Source organism: Mycolicibacillus trivialis (genome assembly GCF_002102395.1).
Taxonomy (GTDB): Bacteria; Actinomycetota; Actinomycetes; order Mycobacteriales; family Mycobacteriaceae; genus Mycobacterium; species Mycobacterium triviale.
Genome location: NZ_LQPZ01000026.1, coordinates 12,458 through 31,727, shown reverse-complemented (window position 1 = coordinate 31,727; position 19,270 = coordinate 12,458). Strand labels below are relative to the sequence as shown.

General features: G+C 68.6%; 21 protein-coding genes and 1 tRNA gene. 8 read left to right on the top strand and 14 right to left on the bottom strand.

Features of this window, described 5'->3' with window-relative positions:
* The 3 genes from AWC30_RS17815 to AWC30_RS10240 all read right to left on the bottom strand — a co-directional run.
* Positions 1-527: C40 family peptidase (locus AWC30_RS17815; protein ID WP_234808031.1), on the bottom strand; the 527-nt coding region annotated here is incomplete at its 3' end.
* 248 nt (positions 528-775) lie between these two features.
* A complete protein-coding gene (locus tag AWC30_RS10245; protein ID WP_085110090.1) occupies positions 776-1,321 on the bottom strand; it encodes a class I SAM-dependent methyltransferase in 546 nt (181 codons plus the stop codon).
* A gap of 12 nt (positions 1,322-1,333) precedes the next feature.
* Positions 1,334-1,669, bottom strand: a complete 336-nt coding sequence (locus AWC30_RS10240; RefSeq protein WP_085110089.1) for a YnfA family protein — start codon at positions 1,667-1,669, stop codon at positions 1,334-1,336.
* An 87-nt stretch (positions 1,670-1,756) separates the two neighbouring features.
* On the opposite strand from AWC30_RS10240, the gene AWC30_RS10235 reads away from it, so the two are divergent.
* Positions 1,757-3,397, top strand: coding sequence for a ribonuclease H-like domain-containing protein (locus tag AWC30_RS10235; protein ID WP_085110088.1), 1,641 nt, complete (start codon positions 1,757-1,759; stop codon positions 3,395-3,397).
* Between the two features lie 41 nt (positions 3,398-3,438).
* Here the strand turns inward: AWC30_RS10235 and AWC30_RS10230 are convergent, their stop codons facing one another.
* The 3 genes from AWC30_RS10230 to AWC30_RS10220 form a co-directional block, all read right to left on the bottom strand.
* The gene (locus tag AWC30_RS10230) at positions 3,439-4,293 is read right to left on the bottom strand and encodes a sulfurtransferase (RefSeq protein ID WP_085110087.1); all 855 of its coding nucleotides are present in this window, start codon (positions 4,291-4,293) and stop codon (positions 3,439-3,441) included.
* Positions 4,294-4,401: 108 nt separating this feature from the next.
* Positions 4,402-4,641 carry an amphi-Trp domain-containing protein gene (locus AWC30_RS10225; protein WP_085110086.1) on the bottom strand — a complete coding sequence of 80 codons (240 nt, stop codon included), beginning with the start codon at positions 4,639-4,641 and terminating at the stop codon, positions 4,402-4,404.
* A 73-nt stretch (positions 4,642-4,714) separates the two neighbouring features.
* Entirely contained in the window at positions 4,715-5,344 is a 630-nt protein-coding gene (locus AWC30_RS10220; protein ID WP_085110085.1) for a TetR/AcrR family transcriptional regulator, read from the bottom strand.
* 78 nt (positions 5,345-5,422) lie between these two features.
* Here AWC30_RS10220 and AWC30_RS10215 point away from each other — a divergent pair, with 78 nt between their 5' ends.
* A complete protein-coding gene (locus AWC30_RS10215) occupies positions 5,423-6,640 on the top strand; it encodes an oxygenase MpaB family protein (RefSeq protein ID WP_085110084.1) in 1,218 nt (405 codons plus the stop codon).
* Between the two features lie 38 nt (positions 6,641-6,678).
* On the opposite strand, the gene AWC30_RS10210 is transcribed toward AWC30_RS10215, so the two are convergent.
* A complete protein-coding gene (locus AWC30_RS10210; protein ID WP_085110083.1) occupies positions 6,679-6,942 on the bottom strand; it encodes a hypothetical protein in 264 nt (87 codons plus the stop codon).
* Positions 6,943-7,089: 147 nt separating this feature from the next.
* Here AWC30_RS10210 and AWC30_RS10205 point away from each other — a divergent pair, with 147 nt between their 5' ends.
* The 4 genes from AWC30_RS10205 to AWC30_RS10190 all read left to right on the top strand — a co-directional run bounded on the left by AWC30_RS10205 (position 7,090) and on the right by AWC30_RS10190 (position 10,577).
* Positions 7,090-7,557: a nitroreductase family deazaflavin-dependent oxidoreductase gene (locus AWC30_RS10205; RefSeq protein ID WP_085110082.1), complete on the top strand. Its 468-nt coding sequence runs from the start codon at positions 7,090-7,092 to the stop codon at positions 7,555-7,557.
* Positions 7,558-7,642: 85 nt separating this feature from the next.
* On the top strand, positions 7,643-8,398 hold the full coding sequence (locus AWC30_RS10200; protein WP_234808030.1) for a sulfite exporter TauE/SafE family protein: 756 nt from the start codon (positions 7,643-7,645) through the stop codon (positions 8,396-8,398).
* 224 nt (positions 8,399-8,622) lie between these two features.
* On the top strand, positions 8,623-9,297 hold the full coding sequence (locus AWC30_RS10195; protein ID WP_085110081.1) for an alpha/beta hydrolase family protein: 675 nt from the start codon (positions 8,623-8,625) through the stop codon (positions 9,295-9,297).
* Between the two features lie 284 nt (positions 9,298-9,581).
* The gene (locus AWC30_RS10190) at positions 9,582-10,577 is read left to right on the top strand and encodes an oxygenase MpaB family protein (RefSeq protein WP_109562012.1); all 996 of its coding nucleotides are present in this window, start codon (positions 9,582-9,584) and stop codon (positions 10,575-10,577) included.
* A gap of 378 nt (positions 10,578-10,955) precedes the next feature.
* Here the strand turns inward: AWC30_RS10190 and AWC30_RS10185 are convergent.
* Positions 10,956-11,032, bottom strand: a tRNA-Pro gene (locus AWC30_RS10185).
* Positions 11,033-11,214: 182 nt separating this feature from the next.
* Between AWC30_RS10185 and AWC30_RS10180 the strand changes: the two genes are divergently transcribed.
* Positions 11,215-12,909 (top strand): patatin-like phospholipase family protein, encoded by a 1,695-nt coding sequence (locus AWC30_RS10180; protein ID WP_085110079.1) that lies wholly within the window; start codon positions 11,215-11,217, stop codon positions 12,907-12,909.
* A 16-nt stretch (positions 12,910-12,925) separates the two neighbouring features.
* On the opposite strand, the gene der is transcribed toward AWC30_RS10180, so the two are convergent.
* The 6 genes from der to AWC30_RS10150 form a co-directional block, all read right to left on the bottom strand.
* On the bottom strand, positions 12,926-14,335 hold the full coding sequence (der, locus tag AWC30_RS10175) for a ribosome biogenesis GTPase Der (protein WP_085110078.1): 1,410 nt from the start codon (positions 14,333-14,335) through the stop codon (positions 12,926-12,928).
* Positions 14,332-15,006 (bottom strand): (d)CMP kinase, encoded by a 675-nt coding sequence (gene cmk, locus AWC30_RS10170; RefSeq protein ID WP_085110097.1) that lies wholly within the window; start codon positions 15,004-15,006, stop codon positions 14,332-14,334. Before cmk ends, der begins: the two co-directional genes overlap by 4 nt.
* A gap of 14 nt (positions 15,007-15,020) precedes the next feature.
* Entirely contained in the window at positions 15,021-15,758 is a 738-nt protein-coding gene (locus AWC30_RS10165) for a pseudouridine synthase (RefSeq protein ID WP_085110077.1), read from the bottom strand.
* A complete protein-coding gene (gene scpB / locus AWC30_RS10160) occupies positions 15,755-16,558 on the bottom strand; it encodes an SMC-Scp complex subunit ScpB (RefSeq protein ID WP_085110096.1) in 804 nt (267 codons plus the stop codon). The genes AWC30_RS10165 and scpB overlap by 4 nt, the downstream gene beginning before the upstream one ends.
* Positions 16,559-16,619: 61 nt before the next feature.
* The gene (locus tag AWC30_RS10155) at positions 16,620-17,432 is read right to left on the bottom strand and encodes a segregation/condensation protein A (protein ID WP_085110076.1); all 813 of its coding nucleotides are present in this window, start codon (positions 17,430-17,432) and stop codon (positions 16,620-16,622) included.
* Positions 17,429-18,292, bottom strand: a complete 864-nt coding sequence (locus tag AWC30_RS10150) for a ParA family protein (protein ID WP_085110075.1) — start codon at positions 18,290-18,292, stop codon at positions 17,429-17,431. The genes AWC30_RS10155 and AWC30_RS10150 overlap by 4 nt, the downstream gene beginning before the upstream one ends.
* A gap of 119 nt (positions 18,293-18,411) precedes the next feature.
* Between AWC30_RS10150 and AWC30_RS10145 the strand changes: the two genes are divergently transcribed.
* A complete protein-coding gene (locus AWC30_RS10145) occupies positions 18,412-19,164 on the top strand; it encodes an O-methyltransferase (protein ID WP_085110095.1) in 753 nt (250 codons plus the stop codon).
* Positions 19,165-19,270 lie beyond the last annotated feature (106 nt).

The window sequence follows — 19,270 nt, the reverse complement described above, 5'->3', positions numbered from 1 at the left end:
TCCGGCGGCGGCGGCGCATCCGGCGGCGGCGGTGGGAGATCCGGCGGGGGCGGAGGCGGCAGATCCGGTGGTGGCGGAGGCGGCAGATCCGGTGGTGGCGGCGGCGCGTCCGGCGGAGGAGGCGGCTCGGCCGGTTGGTCCCACCCGTCCATCGGCAAGAACATGTGATTGGTGAACTGCGGCTGGTAGGCGCCCGGGCCGCCGATCTGCACTCCCCCGCCTTCCCCGCTGGAGACCGAGGTTCCGTCTGGCAGGGTCGCCGCGGTGTGGTTGGCGTTCCAGCCGATGACCAGTGCGTTGGGGGCGGTGCCGTACTGGAAGCCACGCTCGAGCAGCGCGGCCTCCTCGTTGGCGGTGTGGAACCGGTCGCCGAACGCCGGCCGTCCGGCAGCGGTGTTGGCCACCCAGGACACCAGGCCGGAACAGTCGGTGCCGGCCGGACTGTCCCCGCCCGGCACATAGGGCGTGCCGGCCACCTGATTGATCAGCGACATAATCGAAGCCAGTACGAACACAGCGCGAGACATTAACAATCACAATTCGCAGTCCACCAATTATTGTGGCGACCCTCACGTTCACTTCCGAAAATGCGTTCGGCTACATTTTCGGTCGCCAAACGAACCGAAGGTTGCGTATATCACCAGGTCAGCCAGTATCTTCCGCGCGGCTAGGATATGCACTTATGACATTTTCCCGACCGTTGGAATTGCCGAGCGATAACGGTGGCGTCGCATCACGGCTTCATTCGAACGCTGCCATCGATTCATGTTCGACGTCAACGTCGAGCCAATAACCACGCTTCACCATCGGCCTCGCCACCGGCGATCGGGTGCAGTGCGGCGAAGGCCGTAGCCAACTCACCACGGGCAGCGCGGTGTCGCCCCGGTGCGGCACCGACCTCGCTGAGCACCGCGATCGCCAACAGTCCACCCGGTTCCAGTCGTTCCACGATCTGCGCGTCCAGCCGGCGGTCCCGAAACCGGTGGCACAGCACCACCGACACCGCGGGTCCGGGTGGCAGACCCGCGTCGAGGTCGACGACATCGAAGCGGCAGGCGTCGGCGACTCCACCGTGGGCCGCGAGGTCGCGGGCCTGCTCGACGGCCACCGGAGAGACGTCGACGCCCCATACCGCCAGTCCGCGACGCGCCAACCACACCGATCCGGCCCCCGCACCGCACGCCAGGTCCAGCGCAGTCCCGCTGGTGGGAAAGGTCTCGGCGTGGCCGGCGAACGCCGCGGGGACCTCGACCGTCCCGGGTGATGGCGCGGCTCGTGCGGCGTAGCGCTCATCCCAGCGGAGCCGATCGCGCTCACTCATCGGTTGCCGCCGTCACCGTGGCCGCGGCGCGTACATGATGACGCCGACACCGACCAGACAGGTCAGGGCGCCCACGACGTCCCAGCGATCGGGGCGGAACCCGTCCAGCGCCATTCCCCAGACCAGCGATCCGGCGACGAAGACGCCACCGTAGGCCGCCAGGATCCTGCCGAAATGCGCGTCCGGCTGCATCGTGGCGACGAAACCGTAGGCGCCCAACGCGATCACACCCAGACCGATCCACAGCCACCCGCGGTGTTCGCGGACGCCCTGCCAGACCAGCCACGCGCCACCGATCTCGAACAGTGCCGCCACCGCGAACAGTCCGACCGACTTCGCCACCAGCATCGGCCCATCCTCCCAGCTACGCGCGGTCGGCGGACACCGCGGTGTCGGCCGGCGCCGATAAACTCACCACCACGAGAAAGGCTCGCCATGACGACGCTGACCTTGGGCAGTTACCCGGCCAAAAAGTGCGCCCGGCGCACCCATAACGAACATGTCCCCGGGGGCACCGAAGTGGTCGAGGTCTCCGCGGATGTCCGCGCGATGCGCGAGCAGGGCCGCGTCTTCGAAGCCGGGATCATCGAGGAGATCCGTCGCTCTCACGGCGCCTCCCCCGACGTCGTGATCCTCGATGGTCGCTCGCCGGACGCCGCCGTCGACGCGATGGATCGTGGCGTGACGATGATCGTCGGGGCGCGTCTGCCCGATGTCGGTGGGCGCTCCGGTGCTCCCGACGTGCTCATCCGGTACGCCGGCGGCTACCTGCCGGTCGACATCAAAAACCACCAGACGATCACCGCCGCCGGCCGCAACGCAGAGGTCGAGGTGTCCCCGCTCGCCGGGCCCACCGACCGGCTCCGGTGCGCCGGCTACTCCAACAAGGGCAAGTCGTGGCACGACGACGTCCTGCAGCTGGCCCACTACACCCGGATGCTCCAGGATCTGGGCCGGCATCCGGGCGTCGCCGTCGGCGGCATCATCGGCACGTCCGACCTCTCGGCGCTGGCGGGAGCGCACATCGGCATCACCTGGTATGACCTGGCGGCCGAGACGATCCAGACCTACTCGGCCTCCAGTCCGACGCGCCGGCGGAACCGCTCGCCGTTGCAGCGTTACGACCACGAGTTCGGGTTTCGGCAGCAGGTGGCGGCGGCGGCGCGCAGCGGCGACGAACTCGTCCGGCCGTACCGGATCGATGAATGCGCGACCTGTGAGTGGTTCGAGCACTGCGCGCAGGTCGTCGGCGCCGAGGATGCCTCGTTCGCCACCGAGACCGGCCACCTCAACGTCCGGCAGTGGCGGTACCTGTACGCCCGCCACGGCGATGGCGGTCGATTGAGTGTCGAGCGGTTGGCCGGCATCGATCCGGAGGAGTCCGCCGAGGAGTTCCGCGCGCAGTCGGTGGGCACCGCCGGCTCAGCCAAGCGCTTGGCGGCGGTGATCCGCCGCGCGGATATGCGGATGCGTGGCGTGGACCTGGAACTGGTGGGTACGTCGCTGCCGGAAGTGCCCAGCGCCGACATCGAGGTCGACTTCGACATCGAGTGGGACTTCGACGGCCGGATTTATCAGTGGGGGTTGCGGATCCGGGAGGGCCAGGACGAGACGACAGCGCGCTACGAGCCGATCGTGTCGTTCGAACCGCTCGATGACGACACCGAGGCAGTGATGGCCGATGAGTTCGCGCGACGCATCGCGGCGCTGCGCGCCGAAGCCGACCGGCACGGTCGGTCCGTCCGCGTTTTCCACTGGTCGCACCCGGAGATCAGCCGCACCGAGCGGTTCCCGGCCGTGCACTCGGCGCTCGACGGCCTCACCGAGGACCTGCACCGGTGGTTCAGCACGCAGTATTTCTGCCGCACCTCCGGGTCGATCAAGCGGGTGGCCGGACTCTTCGGGTATCGGTGGGAGGTCGACGACGCCGGCGGGCTGGCGTCGATGCGCTGGATCGAGGCCGCCCGCGCCGGCGGTGCCGGCGCCGAGGAGGCCCGGCAGTGGTGCCTGCGCTACAACCACTGCGACGTCACCGCTCAAGCGGTGATCCGGGACAGGTTGCGTGCCTGGCGTTGACGCCCTCTCGGTCGGCGTAGCCGCCGGGCCGGGCGGTGCGGCTACTCGTCGCCGCGGGTCACCGGGCGGTCCGGCTCGGAACTCCATTGCGACCACGAGCCTGGGAACAGGGCCGCGTGCCGGCCCAGCACGGCCATCGCCGCGATCGGCACGGTCGCGCTGACCCCTGAGCCGCAGTAGACGCCGACCTGGCCGTGCCGGTTGATGTCGCGGTCGGCGAGCAACGCGGTGAGGGTGTCGTCGTCGAGGAAGGTGCCGTCGTCGGCCAGGACCGCCGCGAACGGCAGGTTCTTGGCGCCGGGGATGTGTCCGGCGACCGCGTCGGCCGGTTCGTTCTCGCCGCGGTAACGTTCCGGCGGCCGGGCGTCCAGCAGGGTCACTACGCCGTCGGCCGCCTGCTGCGCGGTGATCGTCAGCCGGCTGCCCGAGTACAAATCGTCCTGCGACAGCGTCACGTCTCCTGGTTGCGGCTGCACGGGTCCGGTCTCCATCCGGCCACCGGCCGCCCGCCATGCGCCCAGTCCACCGTCAAGGATGCGCACATCGGTGAGGCCGGCCGCGGTCAGCACCCACCACGCCCGGCCCGATCCGACGCGGTTCCAGTCGTCGTAAACCACAACCGGTACGCCCTCGCTCACGCCCCAGCGTCGGGCGGCGTCTTGCAGGTCGGTGCCGCGCGGCAGCGGGTGCCGCCCGCGCCCGTCGAGGAGGGCGTCGCTGAGGTCGTCTTCCAAGGCGACATACACCGCGCCGGGAATGTGACCGTTCAGGTGGTCGTCGCTGCCGTCGGGCTGGTCCAGACGCCATCGCACGTCGAGGATCGTGACCGGCGCCTCGGCGTCGAGCAGCTCGGCCAACTCCGTCGCGCTGATGAGAACGTCTTCGCGTCCCGGCATCGGGCCTCCTCGGTCTCAGCAGCGCATCGTCGCTGCACCGTGTGCGAGCCTACCGACGGCGGCGAGATCGCCCCAGCGTGACCGGGCCTGTGGGAACGGTGGCGAGCGTCACTGTTTGGGCTCGTACCACTTCAGCTCGATCTCGACCTCGTATTCGATTTTGCCACCCTTGTCTTCGCGTTCGATCTCGAATTCGCGCTCGAGTTGTTCCGGCACGGTGAGACTGCCGCCGGTGCCGTAGGTGATGGTGCCGCCGGCTTCCAGCTCGTCGGCCAGACGCCGCAATTCGGCCGCGACATCGGCACGGCTCAGTAGACGTTCTTCCTTGTGAATCTTCTCTTCGGCCATAACCTAATCTAGCTGACGGACTCTTTGTGACAGTCGAATCTGCTGGTAGAGACCGTTTTTCAGATGACGCCTACTAGCGGGTAGCGCCGCGGATGACCGACAGGCACAACTCGGTGCAGTGGGCTGCGAGCTCAGCGGTGCTCTCCGCCGGATTCTCCAGCCATGCCGAGATCAGCTGGTTGGTCCCACCGACGAGGAACAGCGCATTACGCCGCAGCAGAACAGGATCGGGTGCCTCGCCGCTGAGCACGTCGGGGGCTCGTTGAACGATCACATCGGTGACGATCGTCAGAATGCGGGCTCGATGTTCGGCCAGTCCGGCGACGCCCCCGACGTCTCCGGTGGCGATGCGATGGACGTGTGGGTCCGCCGCGATGAGGTCGAGTAGGGCGGTCAACGCCGAACGGAGTTTGTCCGCGACCGTGCCCGGCGCGGTGAGCCCGGCGGTGGTCATCGCCTCGAGCATCTGATCACGGACTTCGTCGGCTACCGCGAACAGCAACGCGCTCCGGTCGGTGAACTGTTCGTAGAAGTAGCGTGGGATGAGCCCGGCGGCGCTGCAGACGCCGCGGACAGTCACCTCGTTGATCCCGGATTCGCCCCAGAGCGCGCGCGCGGCGGACACCAGTCGGGCGCGCCGATCGGCGAGACGGTCGGCGGCACTGACCCCGCCGTAGTCACGGACCACGCCGACCCGCGTCATTGACAGCCTCGCGACGGGCTGCCTAAGTTCTGACCACGCACGTGTTCCAAAATAGCCCACGCCGACCGAAGGGTGCACATGAACCGCCCGTTTCCCAGCCGTCACCCTGACCAGCCGCGCCCGGTGCCCGCCCCGGTGCGCGCGTTCGCGCTGCTGCTGGGCATCGGAAAGCCCACGGCGGAGCAGTGGGAGCGCCTCGGCGCCCGGTTGACCGTCGGTGACCGGCCGATGGACGACCTGGTCGAGTGGATGTCGGCGGCCGGCAGCAAGCAGATGCGCCCGCTGTTCGACCGCGCGCTGAGCGTCGGGATCGCGGCGGTGCCCGAAGCTCCCGACGCGCTGCGGGAGTTCTTCACCCACATCGAGTCCACCCCGGAGTGGGTCGACGCCGACGTTCTGCGGCGCGGTCAGCGGGCACTGCGCCGCGGCGGCGCCGACGGCATGTACATCGCCCGGGACGTGTCGTTTCTGGGCGGCTATCAATTCGCCAGCTTCAACCAGACCTTGCTGCGCACCGGCGTGCTGGAGAAGGGTTCCAACAAACGGTTCGCCGAGACCATGCAGTGGGCGATGGACGTGATGGTCGAAGACGGATTGTTGCCCGGTGGAGTCGGCTACCAGGCCACCGTGCGGGTGCGGCTGATCCACTCGTTCGTGCGCCGCCATGTCTCGGCGATGCCCGACTGGCGCAACGATGTCTGGGGCTTACCGATCAACCAGACCGACATGGCCGCCACCATGGTCGGTGCACTCATCGCCCCGGTGGTCGGGATGTTGGGCATGGGCATCATCACCTCCCGCGCCGATCTGGATGCGGTCGCGCATCTGACGCGCTACGTCGGTTGGCTGATGGGCATCGAAGAGGAATGGCTGCCGCACAGCTTCCGCGACAGCATCCGCATCCTCTATCACACGCTGACCGCCCTCGCGACACCCGACGAAACCTCCAGGCAGCTCGCCGTTCCCATGGCCGAAGACCCACTGGAGTGGCATTACCGTGTCCTGCCCGGGATCCGCCGCAGGCTCGCCAAGGCGCAGCACCTCTCGATCACCAGCGGCTTCCTCGGACCCAACACCATGCGTGATCTCGGGCTGCCGGCGTTCGTACCGCCGTGGTATCAGCTGGTGCGGCTGCCGATCAACCTCGCCCGCAGCGCCGATGCGCTGCTGCTTCCCGGCGGGATGGACCGCGCGGTCGCACGCGGCCGCCGCGAACATGATGCGCTCATGCGCACCATGATGGGCGATGACCAGGTCGCCATCGGCGCTTCGGCGACGCACGGCAAAGTCGCTTAACCGCTTCCTTCCCAACGCCTTCGGCAGGTGTCTGACGGTCAGCGACGGGGCGGACAGCTGCCGTTGGGGCCTCGCGCGACGCACCGGCTCAGCTCACCGGCCTGATCGTAGATGCACCACAGGAAGAATTCGTCGTTGATCTTGTTGATTCCGCCGTCGGCTTTGGCGGTTGCGGTTCCGTCGTCGATGATGACGGTCTCGTCTTGTATCGCTGCCTGGTAACCGGCGGCGGTGAGCCGGTCGCAGACCTCCTGCTCCGTCTCGGCACCGGCGATGGCTGCCACATACCCGTCGATATCCATGGCGACCCCTTCCCTCACGTCGCGGTCACGTCAATCACCGCAACGCATTCCCGCGGGAATAACGTCCCGTGGAGTTGAGGTTTTCCCGTCTACCGGCCGACTTTCCGTACGGGCCGGCTGTCCGGCCCCACGACTAGAATTGGTGTCATGCTGCCCAAGACCCGTCCCGCGTTCTTCACTGCTCTGGGACCGCGTCTGATGCGCTGGTACTCGAAATCCAATGTCGCGGTGTACCGTGCCACGGGGGGCCGGGTCGGCGGCCACGAACTGGGCAAACCGGTCTGTTTGCTCACCACCACCGGACGCAAGACCGGACAGGCACGAACGAACGCGCTGGTCTATCTGGCCGACGGCGACCGGGTGCTGTTGGTGCCGGCGCAGGGCGGGCTGCCCACCCATCCGATGTGGCTGCTCAACCTGCGCGCCGATCCCCGGGTGCAGGTCCAGATCGGCTCCCGGGTCCGCGAGATGCGTGCCCGCGAGGCCGACGAGACGGAGCGCGCCGAACTGTGGCCGCGGGTGACCGCGATGAATCCGCGGTGGGCGACGTTCCAATCCTGGACCGACCGGGTGATCCCGGTGGTGATCTGCGAGCCGGTGACCGAGTCGGAGTGATCCGCGGGGCTCTGGCGCTTGAGTACGCCACCGCGCCGCTCCAGGCGTCGCGGGAAGCCCGCAGCTGGTGATCGCCGGGAGCGCCGTGCCGTTGCTGGCACTGCTTGCCGGGCTCGGCCTGATCGGCGGTATCGGAATCACCGCGCTCGGGCCCGGTGGGGTGCTACCCACCATCGGCCTGTTCGCGCTCACCGACCTGTCGGCCTCCGCGGTCGCCGGAACGTCGATCGTCATCCATATCGCGACCGGTGTCCTGGGCACCGCCGTCTACACGCGATCCGGACAGTTGCGCCGGCCTCGGACTCGCTGGACCGCGATTGTTCTCGCGACCACCGCGGTGGCAGGGGCGCCGTTGGGGGTCGTGGTCAACTCGCTGGTCTCCCAGCGAGCCTTTGGCATCGTTCTTGCCACTACCGTGGGCGGAGCCGCAGTGCTGCTGTGGTACCGAATGCGACGCGAAGGGGCCGCGTCGGCGCCGGTCGAATACCCGCACGCCGCAGTCGTCGTCGCAGTCGGGATCACCGTGGCCGTCGCGAGCGCTGTCGTCGGCGTTGGTGGGCCGATGTTGACCGTTCCGCTGTTGATCGCTGTCGGTGTACCGACACTCGAAGCGTTGGCGGCAGCTCAGGTCCAGTCGGTGGTGATCGCCACCGTGGGCACGCTCGGCTACGCCGCCCGCAACGCGATCGACTGGCCCCTCGCCGCGCTCGTCGGGGTCCCGTCGCTGGCCGGCGTGCTCATCGGCTGGAAGATCGCCCATGCCTTGCCTACACGCACGCTCGGCTATGCGCTGATCGCGGTGCTACTGGCGCTGGCGCCCTATCTCGCCGTCTCAGCCTGAGGTGGCCGGCGAACGCTCAAAGGCCCACTTCGTCGTCCCCGTCACTGGCTGCGAGATTCGGCCCGGACTCCGGCGTCTGGTTGGTGCGACTGTGATCGGCCTTGCGGTCCAGATCGCCGTACTGGGGGTCCGGCCGTTTGACCAACCGGGATCCTGACGACGATCGATCCTCAGGTGGTCGCCGCACCCGACAACGCCTGCCGCCGGCGCGGCAGACTGGCGCGATGGACACCTTCGAGTACCGGCCCGACCGATTCATGGACTTCTTCGGTGAGGCCGGCGGGCCGACCGTTCTGCTCTGGCACGGCAAGCAGACCGATGCCCGCAGCGCCGTCCGACCACTGGCGGCCATGATCGCCGGCCATGGCCTGGCCGTGGCGGTGCCGGACTGGAATTCGCACGCCGACGATGGCGGGCGCGACGATCTACTGCGTTCCCTCGACGCCGCGCGGGCCCGCACCGCCGAACCCGACGACCTGGTCCTGGCCGGCTGGTCGATGGGCGGGGCGGCAGCGGCGGGATTGGCCACCCACGCCACCCAATCCGGCGTCCGCTTTGCCCGGGTGGTGTGTCTTGCCGGGGCGTTCGTCGTCGCGGACCCGATCACCGGGACGCCGCCCGGGCTCGAATTGCCGGCCGGCGCGGAGCCGACACCCTTCACGTTGCTGCACGGCGTCTTCGACACCGTCATCCCGATGGAGGTCAGTCGGCAGTTCGCCGCAGCGCTCGGCGGCAACGGTTGGCCGGTGGAGTTGGTCGAGTTGGACGCCGACCACGGCTCGATCGCCGGTGCCACCTATGACCCGGTGGCCGACCGCTATTCGGCCGCCGAAGACCACGAAACCTTGGCGGTCGCGGCAGAGGTGGCCGCGCTGATCGCCGGGGTGGCGCGCGGCTGACCGGGCGGCACCTCCCGTCACCTGTCATCTCCGGAGACGCTGAGGTATCCCGGGTTCGACGGTGCCGCCATGCTTGGTTTCGGGCCTAGGGTTGGCCGGACTGGTGGAGCAGTTCGAACTCTATCGGCGTGCGCATCCCGAGGGCGGCGTGGCGGGATACCGGACCGGTGAACCGCCCCGACGTTGACTCGGACTGAGCGGACTCTTACACTCGGCCATACTGACAACACATGTTGTCAGAACTTCTTGTCGATGATCTGGGAGTGCGCGCTGTGACTCAAGAAATGTCGGATAACCGCCCAGCGGCCAGTGATGCGGAGATGGCTTCGGGATGCCCGGTGAGTAACGGTGGCTATGACTCACCACCGGTTCCGCTCGGCCCGGACTCGCTGACCTGGAAATATTTCGGTCAATGGACGGGCCTGTTTCAGGGGACCTGGGCGGGCTCGATGCAGAACATGCATCCGCAGTTGGGCGCCGCGGTCAAGGATCATTCGATCTTCTTCATGGAGCGCATCCCGCGGCTGATGCGGTCGATCTACCCGATCGGTGGCGTGGTGTTCGACGGCTACCGTGCCCCGCAGACCGGCAAGGAGGTCCGCGACTACCACATCGGCCTCAACGGCGTCGACGATCAGGGGCGCCGCTACAGCGCGCTGAACCCGGACGTTTTCTACTGGGCGCACGCGACGTTCTTCAAGTCCACGCTGCTGGCCGCCGAGAAGTTCGCCGGCGGGCTCAGCGAGGCCGACAAGCGACAGCTTTTCGACGAGCACATCACCTGGTATCGCATGTATGGCATGAGCATGCGCCCGGTGCCCAAGACCTGGGAAGCGTTCGAAGAGTACTGGGACCACATGTGCCGCAACGTCCTGGAGAACACCTGGGCGGCTCGTGAGGTCATGGATTTGTCGACCATGCCCAAACACCCGTCCATGCAGTGGATTCCGGACTGGTTGTGGACGCAGAACCTCAAGGTCATGCAGCGTTTCCTGACCTTCATGACGGTGGCCCTCTACGACCCACCGGTGCGCGAACTGATGGGCTACACCTGGTCGGCCCGCCAGGAGCGGGTGCACGGCTATCTGTGCAAGGCGATCACCTTGGTCTCGAAGTACGGTCCCAAGCGCGCGTTGATGCACCCGCGCAAGCGTTCGGCGTTGGACCGCGCCTCGGGCCGTCTTCCGGTGGATGCGCCCCTGGTCCAGACCCCGGCGCGTAACCTGCCGCCGGTGCAGTACCGCGACAGCCCGCACTTCTACTCCCCGAAAGTTGGCTGAGCGAGCCGGCACCCGACCACATTGAGACCGAACCGCCCCGTCAGGCGGCGTACCGCGGTGTCGTGAAATAACTCTCGGTGAGTTTCGGGAGCCGGGACTGCTACGGACCCGCTCCAAGCCGGCGAGCTTCAGCGAGGGTCTTGCGTGCGGGTCCGCGCCCGGCTTCCAGAACGGCGTGTTGGGCCCGTTCATCAACGTTTCGATCGGTGTGAACGGTTCCTCCCTCGGACGATGCCAATGAGGGGTTGACGCCGGATCCAACAATTGCCGTATGACGAGGATCGAGGCCCTTGTCGGCAGTGACCCGAAATTGGCCCAACGACCGCGAAATCCGAACCCGCTAGCCAGGGGTCTTCGCAGTTCAAAGCACACTTTTCTTGGTCGGGCTGACAGGATTTGAACCTGCGACCACTTGACCCCCAGTCAAGTGCGCTACCAAACTGCGCCACAGCCCGGTGCCGCCGACTCACGCCGGCGGCAGGTCGAAAGCCTACCGCAACCACCCCCAAGCTCCGGAATCAGCGCACCGGCAGCCTCCACACCTGCCGGTGCGGAGGAAAAAGCGGCCGACCGCGTAGGCTCGCCGTCGGTGGCCGCCCCGGGCTGCGCAGCGTGACGACCACGAGGTAATCGACCCATGGAGATCCCCTTCGCCGACGCGGTGCGTGACGCGGTCGCTCGGCGCCGGACCCCGCGCGAGATCGATGAGGAGGTCGACCACAGCGCCGACGTCGGCGCCGAGGTAGTCGAGGACGACCTCGACGTCACCGACGCCGCGCTACTGCTGCAGAAGCTGGAGAACCGGCTCATCCGCCACCAGCTGCGCCACCCCGACGTGCTCACCGCCGAGGAGCTGCGCAAACTGCGCTACCTGCTCAACTTCGCCCGGCTCGCCGACTTCGAGCCCGGTGCGGCCGGCCCCCGCGGCACCCGCGGGCGCGGTGACGTCTCGGTCGGCGACGAGCTGGCGCCCTGGCGCGGCAAGGTGGCCGACACGCTGTTCGGTCCGCTGCGCGAGGAACGCGATCCGGTCACCGCACTGACCACCGCTCGTGAGGCACTGGCGACCCTCAGCGACGAGCAGGACGAGCAGCGCACGCAGCTCGCCGAACGGCACGCCGACGAGTTCTCCCTGGCCGAGCTCAACGCCGAGGTCGGATACAAGAAGCTGGTGACGGTGCTCGGCGGGGGCGGCGGCGCCGGCTTCGTCTACATCGGCGGGATGCAGCGGGTGCTGGAGGCCGGCTACATGCCCGACTACCTCATCGGGTCCTCCTTCGGCGCGGTGCTCAGCGCCGTGGTCAGCCGCACCCTGCCGGTCCCCATCGACGACTACGTCGCCTGGGCCAAGACGGTCACCTTCCGCGCCATCCTCGGCCCCGAGACCCTGCGTCGCCGGCACGGTCTCACCGGTCTGTTCTCGCTGCGCTTCGACGACTTCGCCGACGCGATGTTCCGCCGCGAGGACGGCGAGCCGATGCGCATGTCCGACGTCGCCATCCCCTACGACGCGGTGGTCGCCGGCGTGCGGCGTCAGCCGTTCGCCGCACTGCCGTCCCGTTACCGCCAGCAGCGCCGCGCCGCCCTGCAACTGCGGTCCCTGCCCTACCTGCCGATCGGCATCGGCCCGCAGGTGGCCGCCCGACTGTGGCAGACCGCCGCGTTCATCGACCCGCGGGTGACCAAACCGATCGTCATCGGCGGGGAGAACCCCGACTACGACGTCAACGTCGTCGACGCGGCGTCGTTCTCCTCCGCGATACCTGGTGTGCTGCACCACGAGTCGCGTGACCCGGACATGTGGCCGCTACTCGACGCTCTGCTGGAGGACAACGAGGTCGGTGCGCTGGTCGACGGCGGCGCGGCCAGCAACGTGCCCGTCGAACTGGCCTGGAAACGCGTCCGCGACGGCCGACTGGGCACCCGCAACGCCGCCTACCTGGCGTTCGACTGCTTCCACCCGCAATGGGATCCCAAGCATCTGTGGCTGGTCCCGATCACCCAGGCGATCCAGTTGCAGATGGTGCGCAACGCGCCCTACGCCGATCACCTGGTCCGGTTCACCCCGACGCTCTCCCCCGCCAACCTGGCACCTTCGGTGGGCTCAATCGACCGGGCCTGCCGCTGGGGTCGCAGCAGCGTCGACCACGCAATCCCGGTCGTCTCCGCCCTGCTGCAGCCGATCTGGTGGGAGGGCGACAAACCGGTCGCAACCGGCCCTGCGGAAGCGGAGCACGCGAAGTCGGTGGCGGCGTCGATGCAGTCGGTGATGGCCGCCATCCAGGAGCCGACCAACCGGTTGCGGCGGTGGCGTCAGCGCCGGCTGACCTGACCGACCGCCCCCATACCTAGCGGGCCTTGCGCTTCTCCCGCACCCGCACGTTGATCCGGATCGGGCTGCCCTCGAAACCGAAGGTCTCCCGCAGTCGGCGCTCCAGGAACCGCCGATAGCCGGCCTCCAGGAATCCGGTGGTGAACAGCACGAACGTCGGGGGCCGTGCGGTGGCCTGGGTCGCGAACAGGATTCGCGGCTGTTTGCCGCCGCGCACCGGTGGCGGGGTGGCGGCCACCACCTCCTTGAGGAAGGTGTTGAGCCGGCCGGTCGGCACCCGGGTGTCCCAGGACTCCAACGCCGCCTCCAGTGCCGGCACCAGTTTCTGCAGGGCACGACCGGTCTTGGCCGAGATGTTCACCCGCAGCGCCCAGCCCAACTGCACCAATTCGCGGTCGATCTCCCGTTCCAGGGTGTAGCGGCGGTCCTCATCGACCAGGTCCCACTTGTTGAACGCGAGCACCAGCGCTCGCCCAGCCTCACTGACCATCGACAACACCCGCTGGTCCTGCTCGGTCAACGGCTGGGAGGCGTCGATCAGCACCACCGCCACCTCGGCGGCATCGATTGCGCCATGCGTGCGCACCGACGCGTAGAACTCATGGCCGCTGGCCTGGCGTACCTTGCGGCGCAGGCCTGCGGTGTCGATGAACCGCCACACCTTGCCGCCGAGTTCGATCAGCGAGTCCACCGGGTCGACGGTGGTGCCGGCGACGTCGTGCACCACCGAACGCTCATCACCGGCGAGTTTGTTGAGCAGGGAACTCTTGCCCACGTTGGGTTTTCCGACCAGCGCCACCCGGCGCGGCCCGCCGCCGCCACCGGCGGTCTCGGCGACTTCGGGCAGCGCGGCGACCACCTCGTCGAGCAGGTCGGCCACCCCGCGACCGTGGATGGCGCTGATCGCCCACGGCTGCCCCAGCCCCAGCGACCACAGGGCGGCCGCGTCGGCCTCCCCCTTTTCGCTGTCGACCTTGTTCGCGGCCAAAAACACCGGTTTCCCGGCCCGCCGCAGAATCCGCGCCGCCGCCTCATCGCCCGCGGTCGCGCCGACCACCGCGTCGACCACCAGGATCACCGCATCGGCGGTGCGCATGGCCACCGACGCCTGGTCGGCGACCAGTTGCTGCAGACCTTTGGCGTCGGGTTCCCACCCACCGGTGTCCTGCACGACGAACCGGCGGCCGGTCCACAACGCGTCGTAGGAGACGCGGTCGCGAGTCACCCCGGGCAGGTCCTGCACGACCGCCTCGCGCCGGCCCAGGATCCGGTTGACCAGAGTGGATTTGCCGACGTTGGGCCGACCCACCACCGCGACCACCGGCGGCGGGCCACCCTGCTCGGTGTCGTCGTCGAAGCCGGGGGCCTCCCCCAGCTCCCAGTCGCTCTCATCGCTCCAGGTGCCGTCGAACTCCGAGGTGCTCATCGCCGAACTCCGTTGGCTTGGTCGACCAGGTCGAGCAGGTGCTCGATCACCTGGGTTTGGGTCATGTCGCTGGTGTCGACGATCACCGCGTCCTCGGCGGGTCGCATCGGCGAGGTGCTGCGGGTGGCGTCGAGGTGGTCGCGGCGCCGCACGTCGGCGAGCACGCCGGGATAGTCGTCGGCCAGTCCCGCGGCGATGTTCTGGTCGTTGCGTCGCCGGGCCCGCGTCTCGGCCGAAGCGGTCAGGAACACCTTGCACGGCGCATCCGGCAGCACCACGGTGCCGATGTCGCGCCCTTCCACCACGATGGCCTCCGGTCCCGCCGCGAGTTGCCGCTGCAGCGCCACCAGCCGCTCCCGCACCGACGGAACCGAGGAGACCGCCGACACCGCCGCGGTCACCTCACCGCCGCGGATCACGTCCGAAACATCCTCACCGGCAAGGTAAAAGCGGTCGGCGTCCGCCTCCGCGCCGACAGTGATGTCGGCGGTGGCCGCGACGGCGGCGACGGCCTCGGCGTCCGCCGGATCCACGCCGGCGCGCAGTACGGCCAGCGCCGCGATCCGGTACATCGCCCCGGTGTCGAGATAGCGGGCCCGCAGTGCACGGGCCAGTCCGCGCGACACGGTGGATTTTCCGGTGCCCGCCGGGCCGTCGACGGCGACCGTCATCCCGCGCTCTGCGCTCACAGTCCCACCGCCTTGTACAGTTCACCGATCTCGTTGCGGCGCAACGGCCGCAGACTTCCCGGCCGCTGGTCACCGAGGGACACCGTCCCGATGTCGGTGCGCACCAATTCCTGCACCGGGTAGCCGACCTCGGCCAGCAGCCGCCGCACGATTCGGTTGCGTCCCTCATGCAGGGTCACCCGCACCAGCGACTTCCCGGGCACCGCATCGACCACCGCGAAGTGATCCACCCGGGCCATCCCGTCCTCCAGATCGACTCCGGCACGCAATTTCTTGCCCAGACCGCGCGGCACCGTCCCGGCGACGGTCGCCAGATAGGTCTTGGGCACCTCGAACGACGGATGCATCAGCCGGTGGGCCAACTCGCCGTCGTTGGTCAACAGGATCAGCCCCTCGGTGTCCGCGTCGAGCCGGCCGACGTGGAAGAGGTTCTTGTTGCCCCGCACCCGATGCTCCACCAGGTCACCGATGCACGGCCGCCCGAGGTCGTCGCTCATCGTCGAAAGCATCCCGCGCGGCTTGTTCAACGCCAGGTAGACGTGGGATTCGTCAACGCTGATCCGCGTTCCGTCGACCCGGATCACCGCGGTGCCCGGCTCCACCCGGGTGCCCAGTTCGGTCACCACGGCACCGTCGACCTCGACCCGGCCGTCGCGGATCATCTTCTCCGCCACCCGCCGTGACGCCACCCCGGCCTGCGACAGCACCTTCTGCAGGCGCACTCCCTCGGTCATGTGTCCACGTCGAACTCGAGCGACGGATCGCGCTGCTGCGCGCCGTCGAGTTTGAGGAAACGTGGCTCGCTGTCGAGGGATTCGCTCAGATCGTCGATGGTGTCGACGTCGGGCAACAGCGGTGCGATGTCGGGCAGGTCCGTCAGCGAGGACAACCCCAGCCGCTCCAGGAACAGCTCGGTGGTCGCGAACGTCATCGCCCCGGTGTCGGTGTCGGCGCCGGCCTCGGTGATCAGCCCACGCGCGAGCAGCGTGCGCATCACCGCGTCGCAGTTCACCCCGCGCACCGCACTGACCCGCGCCCGGGTCACCGGCTGCCGATAGGCCACCACCGCCAGGGTCTCCAACGCCGCACGGGTCAGCTTCGAACGCGCGCCGTCGAGCAGCAGCCTTTCGACGTAGGGTGCGTGCCGCGCCCTGGTGTAGAACCGCCATCCGCCCCCGGCCTCACGCAACTCGATGCCGCTGTCGCGTGCGGTGAGGTCCACGGCCATCGTCTGCAGTTTGTCGGCGATCCGGTTGGCGGGCTGCTCGGTCACCGCCGCCAGCCCGTCCACCGTGATCGGGGTGTCGACCACCAGCAGCAGCGCCTCGAGCACCGCGCCGAGCTCACCGTCTTCGAGTTCCGGTGCGTTGGCGACGTCGATGCCCAGCCCACCGGCAGCGGTCTCGTCGGATTCGTCGGATTCGGTCTCCGGGTCGACGGCCCCGGCGGATACACCGTTCAGCTCGCGGAGGTCGTCCGCGTCGCGCCACGACGCCGCCTGGCCCGCGGCCCCGGTGTCGTCGGGGATCGTCATCTGCGCCACTCCTTGATCACGGCGCCGCCGAACGCAGTGTCGACGGCGTCATCCGCGGTGCTCATCCCTGATCCTTCAGCAGCTCATCGCCGGCCGGCCGTTCCCCGGTCCAGGAAATCTGGAGCACTCCAAGCGGTTCTGCCTGGTCGAATGCTACCGCCCGAGCCCGATACAGTTCGAGCAGCGCCAGGAAGCGGCCCACGATCTCGATCGGTGCCGAGCAGTCGGCGACCAATTCTGAGAACGACGCCCACGCGTCGGTGCCGCGCTCTTCGAGCATGCTCAGCAGCCGCTGCGCCTGTTCGGGGACCGACACGGTCAACTCGTGCAGGTGCCCGGTGGCCACCGTCGGCACCGGGCGCGGGGTGAAGGCGGCCGCCGCGATCTGGGCGAACCGCTCCGCGTCGACCCCCAGCATCACCTCGGGCAGCAGGTCGGCGAAGCGGTCCTCCAGCGACACCGCCCGCGGGTAGCTGCGCAGCGCAGCCGCCTCGAGTTCGGCGAACATCTGCGCCACGTGTTTGAACGCCCGGTACTGCAGCAACCGGGCGAACAGCAGGTCGCGCACCTCCAGCAGCGCCAAATCCTCCTCGTCGTCGACCTGTCCGGCGGGCAGCAGTCGGGCCGCCTTCAGGTCGAGCAGGGTGGCCGCGACCACCAGGAACGCGGTGGTCTCCTCCAGACCCAACTGGGCGCCGATCTCGCGGGTGTAGGCGATGAAGTCGTCGGTGACCTGGTGCAGCGCCACCTCGGTGACGTCGAGACGGTGCGCGAAGATCAGCTGTAGCAGCAGATCGAACGGCCCCTCGAAATTGGTCAGCCGGACCTGAAAGCCGTGTTGGGTGGCGGTCTCGGCGGTCTCGTCTCCGCTCACGCGCCGAACCGGTCGATGACCTCACGGGCCAGCGCGCGGTAGGCCTCGGCGCCGCCGGACTTCGGCGCCCAGGTGGTGATCGGCTCGCCGGCGACCGTGGTCTCCGGGAACCGGACGGTGCGGGTGATGACGGTGTCGAAAACCAGGTCGCCGAAGCGCTCCACCACCCGGGCCATCACCTCGCGCGAGTTGATGGTGCGGGGGTCGAACCGAGTGACCAGGATGCCGCTGATGTCGAGCTTCGGGTTGAGCCGGTCACGCACCTTCTCGACCGTGTCGGTGAGCAGCGCCAGCCCCCGCAGCGAGAAGTACTCGCATTCGGTGGGGATGAGCACCCCGTCCGCGCAGGCCAGCCCGTTGACGGTCAGCAGTCCCAGCGACGGCTGGCAGTCGATCAGCACATAGTCGTAGCGGTCGAGCACCGGGTGCAGCGCACGGCCGAGGGACTGTTCCCGGCCGACCTCGTTGACCAACTGGATCTCCGCGGCCGACAGGTCGATGTTGCTCGGCACCAGGTCGACGTTTTTGATGCGGGTGTTCAGCAGCACGTCATCGATGGACACCCGCGGTTCCACCAGCAGGTTGTGCACGGTGCGTTCCAGCTCGTAGTGCGGGACCCCCAGGCCCGCCGACAGGGCGCCCTGCGGATCGAGGTCGACCAGCAGCACCCGCCTGCCGTACTCGGCCAGGGCGGCGCCGAGGTTGATCGTGGAGGTGGTCTTGCCGACGCCGCCCTTCTGGTTGCACATCGCGATCACGGTGGCCGGGCCGTGGGAGGTACGCGGCTGCGGCTCGGGGATGGCTCGGGGCGGGCGGCCGGTCAGGCCCATCTTCGGGCCGCTGTCGGCGGTGTCGGTCATGCCCAGCCGTCACTCATCACACGAGCGGGGTCAAGGGCGCGGGCGCACATCAGCCCGAGTCTAACGGGTGGGCTCCTCCGACAAACCAGAAAGCCGGGGGCGAGCCTAGGCTGGTGGCCATGAGCCTGAAACGACGCCTGCCCTTCCTGCGTTGGTCGGTGCTGCGGATGGCGAACGCCAACCGCAGTGTCGGAACCACCGGCCAGATCGGTGACGGCCGGGAGGCCGCCGCGGTCGACTATGTACTGGCCAACGCTCGCGCCGGCGACCTCGATCACGTGCTGAGCACCATCGACCGGTTCGCCTACGACAAGTCGATGCTGATGAACATCGGCGACGAGAAGGGCCGCCTGCTCGACGCCGCGGTGCGTCGGGCCGACCCGAAGTTGGCCTTGGAGTTGGGCACCTATGTCGGCTACGGGGCGCTACGCATCGCGCGGGCGGCGCCGGCGGCTCGGGTGTTCTCGGTGGAGTTGGCCGAGGCCAACGCCGCCAACGCCCGTCGGATCTGGGCGCACGCCGGGGTCGCCGACCGGGTCACCTGCGTGGTCGGAACCATCGGTGACGGCGGGCGCACCCTCGACGCGCTCGCCGAGCAGCACGGCTTCACCGCCGAGGCGCTGGACTTCTTGTTCCTCGATCACGTCAAGGACGCCTACCAACCCGACCTGCAGCACATCCTGGACCGGGGTTGGCTGCACCGCGGCTCGATCGTGGTCGCCGACAACGTGCTGGTGCCCGGGGCACCGAAGTACCGCGCCTACATGCGCGAGCAGCAGGGCACGCTGTTCGACACCGTCGAGCACAAGACCCACGCCGAGTACCAGACCCTGATCCCCGACCTGGTGCTGGAGTCGGAGTATCTGGGCTGAGCCGCGGCTCACCTCGCCGCGGGCCGATCCCTGCTCGCGGGTAGAGCCCGAAGCGCACGAGAACGCGGCGTTGTCCCGGATTCCTGTGGCTGCACGCGCCGGGCGG

What these genes read in the sequence shown, in the direction of transcription:
- AWC30_RS10245 (WP_085110090.1), bottom strand. Translation starts at nt 1,321, where the DNA reads ATGAGTGAGCGCGATCGGCTCCGCTGGGATGAGCGCTACGCCGCACGA.
- AWC30_RS10240 (WP_085110089.1), bottom strand. Translation starts at nt 1,669, where the DNA reads ATGCTGGTGGCGAAGTCGGTCGGACTGTTCGCGGTGGCGGCACTGTTC.
- AWC30_RS10235 (WP_085110088.1), top strand. Translation starts at nt 1,757, where the DNA reads ATGACGACGCTGACCTTGGGCAGTTACCCGGCCAAAAAGTGCGCCCGG.
- AWC30_RS10230 (WP_085110087.1), bottom strand. Translation starts at nt 4,293, where the DNA reads ATGCCGGGACGCGAAGACGTTCTCATCAGCGCGACGGAGTTGGCCGAG.
- AWC30_RS10225 (WP_085110086.1), bottom strand. Translation starts at nt 4,641, where the DNA reads ATGGCCGAAGAGAAGATTCACAAGGAAGAACGTCTACTGAGCCGTGCC.
- AWC30_RS10220 (WP_085110085.1), bottom strand. Translation starts at nt 5,344, where the DNA reads ATGACGCGGGTCGGCGTGGTCCGTGACTACGGCGGGGTCAGTGCCGCC.
- AWC30_RS10215 (WP_085110084.1), top strand. Translation starts at nt 5,423, where the DNA reads ATGAACCGCCCGTTTCCCAGCCGTCACCCTGACCAGCCGCGCCCGGTG.
- AWC30_RS10210 (WP_085110083.1), bottom strand. Translation starts at nt 6,942, where the DNA reads ATGGATATCGACGGGTATGTGGCAGCCATCGCCGGTGCCGAGACGGAG.
- AWC30_RS10205 (WP_085110082.1), top strand. Translation starts at nt 7,090, where the DNA reads ATGCTGCCCAAGACCCGTCCCGCGTTCTTCACTGCTCTGGGACCGCGT.
- AWC30_RS10195 (WP_085110081.1), top strand. Translation starts at nt 8,623, where the DNA reads ATGGACACCTTCGAGTACCGGCCCGACCGATTCATGGACTTCTTCGGT.
- AWC30_RS10190 (WP_109562012.1), top strand. Translation starts at nt 9,582, where the DNA reads ATGTCGGATAACCGCCCAGCGGCCAGTGATGCGGAGATGGCTTCGGGA.
- AWC30_RS10180 (WP_085110079.1), top strand. Translation starts at nt 11,215, where the DNA reads ATGGAGATCCCCTTCGCCGACGCGGTGCGTGACGCGGTCGCTCGGCGC.
- der (WP_085110078.1), bottom strand. Translation starts at nt 14,335, where the DNA reads ATGAGCACCTCGGAGTTCGACGGCACCTGGAGCGATGAGAGCGACTGG.
- cmk (WP_085110097.1), bottom strand. Translation starts at nt 15,006, where the DNA reads ATGACGGTCGCCGTCGACGGCCCGGCGGGCACCGGAAAATCCACCGTG.
- AWC30_RS10165 (WP_085110077.1), bottom strand. Translation starts at nt 15,758, where the DNA reads ATGACCGAGGGAGTGCGCCTGCAGAAGGTGCTGTCGCAGGCCGGGGTG.
- scpB (WP_085110096.1), bottom strand. Translation starts at nt 16,558, where the DNA reads ATGACGATCCCCGACGACACCGGGGCCGCGGGCCAGGCGGCGTCGTGG.
- AWC30_RS10150 (WP_085110075.1), bottom strand. Translation starts at nt 18,292, where the DNA reads ATGACCGACACCGCCGACAGCGGCCCGAAGATGGGCCTGACCGGCCGC.
- AWC30_RS10145 (WP_085110095.1), top strand. Translation starts at nt 18,412, where the DNA reads ATGAGCCTGAAACGACGCCTGCCCTTCCTGCGTTGGTCGGTGCTGCGG.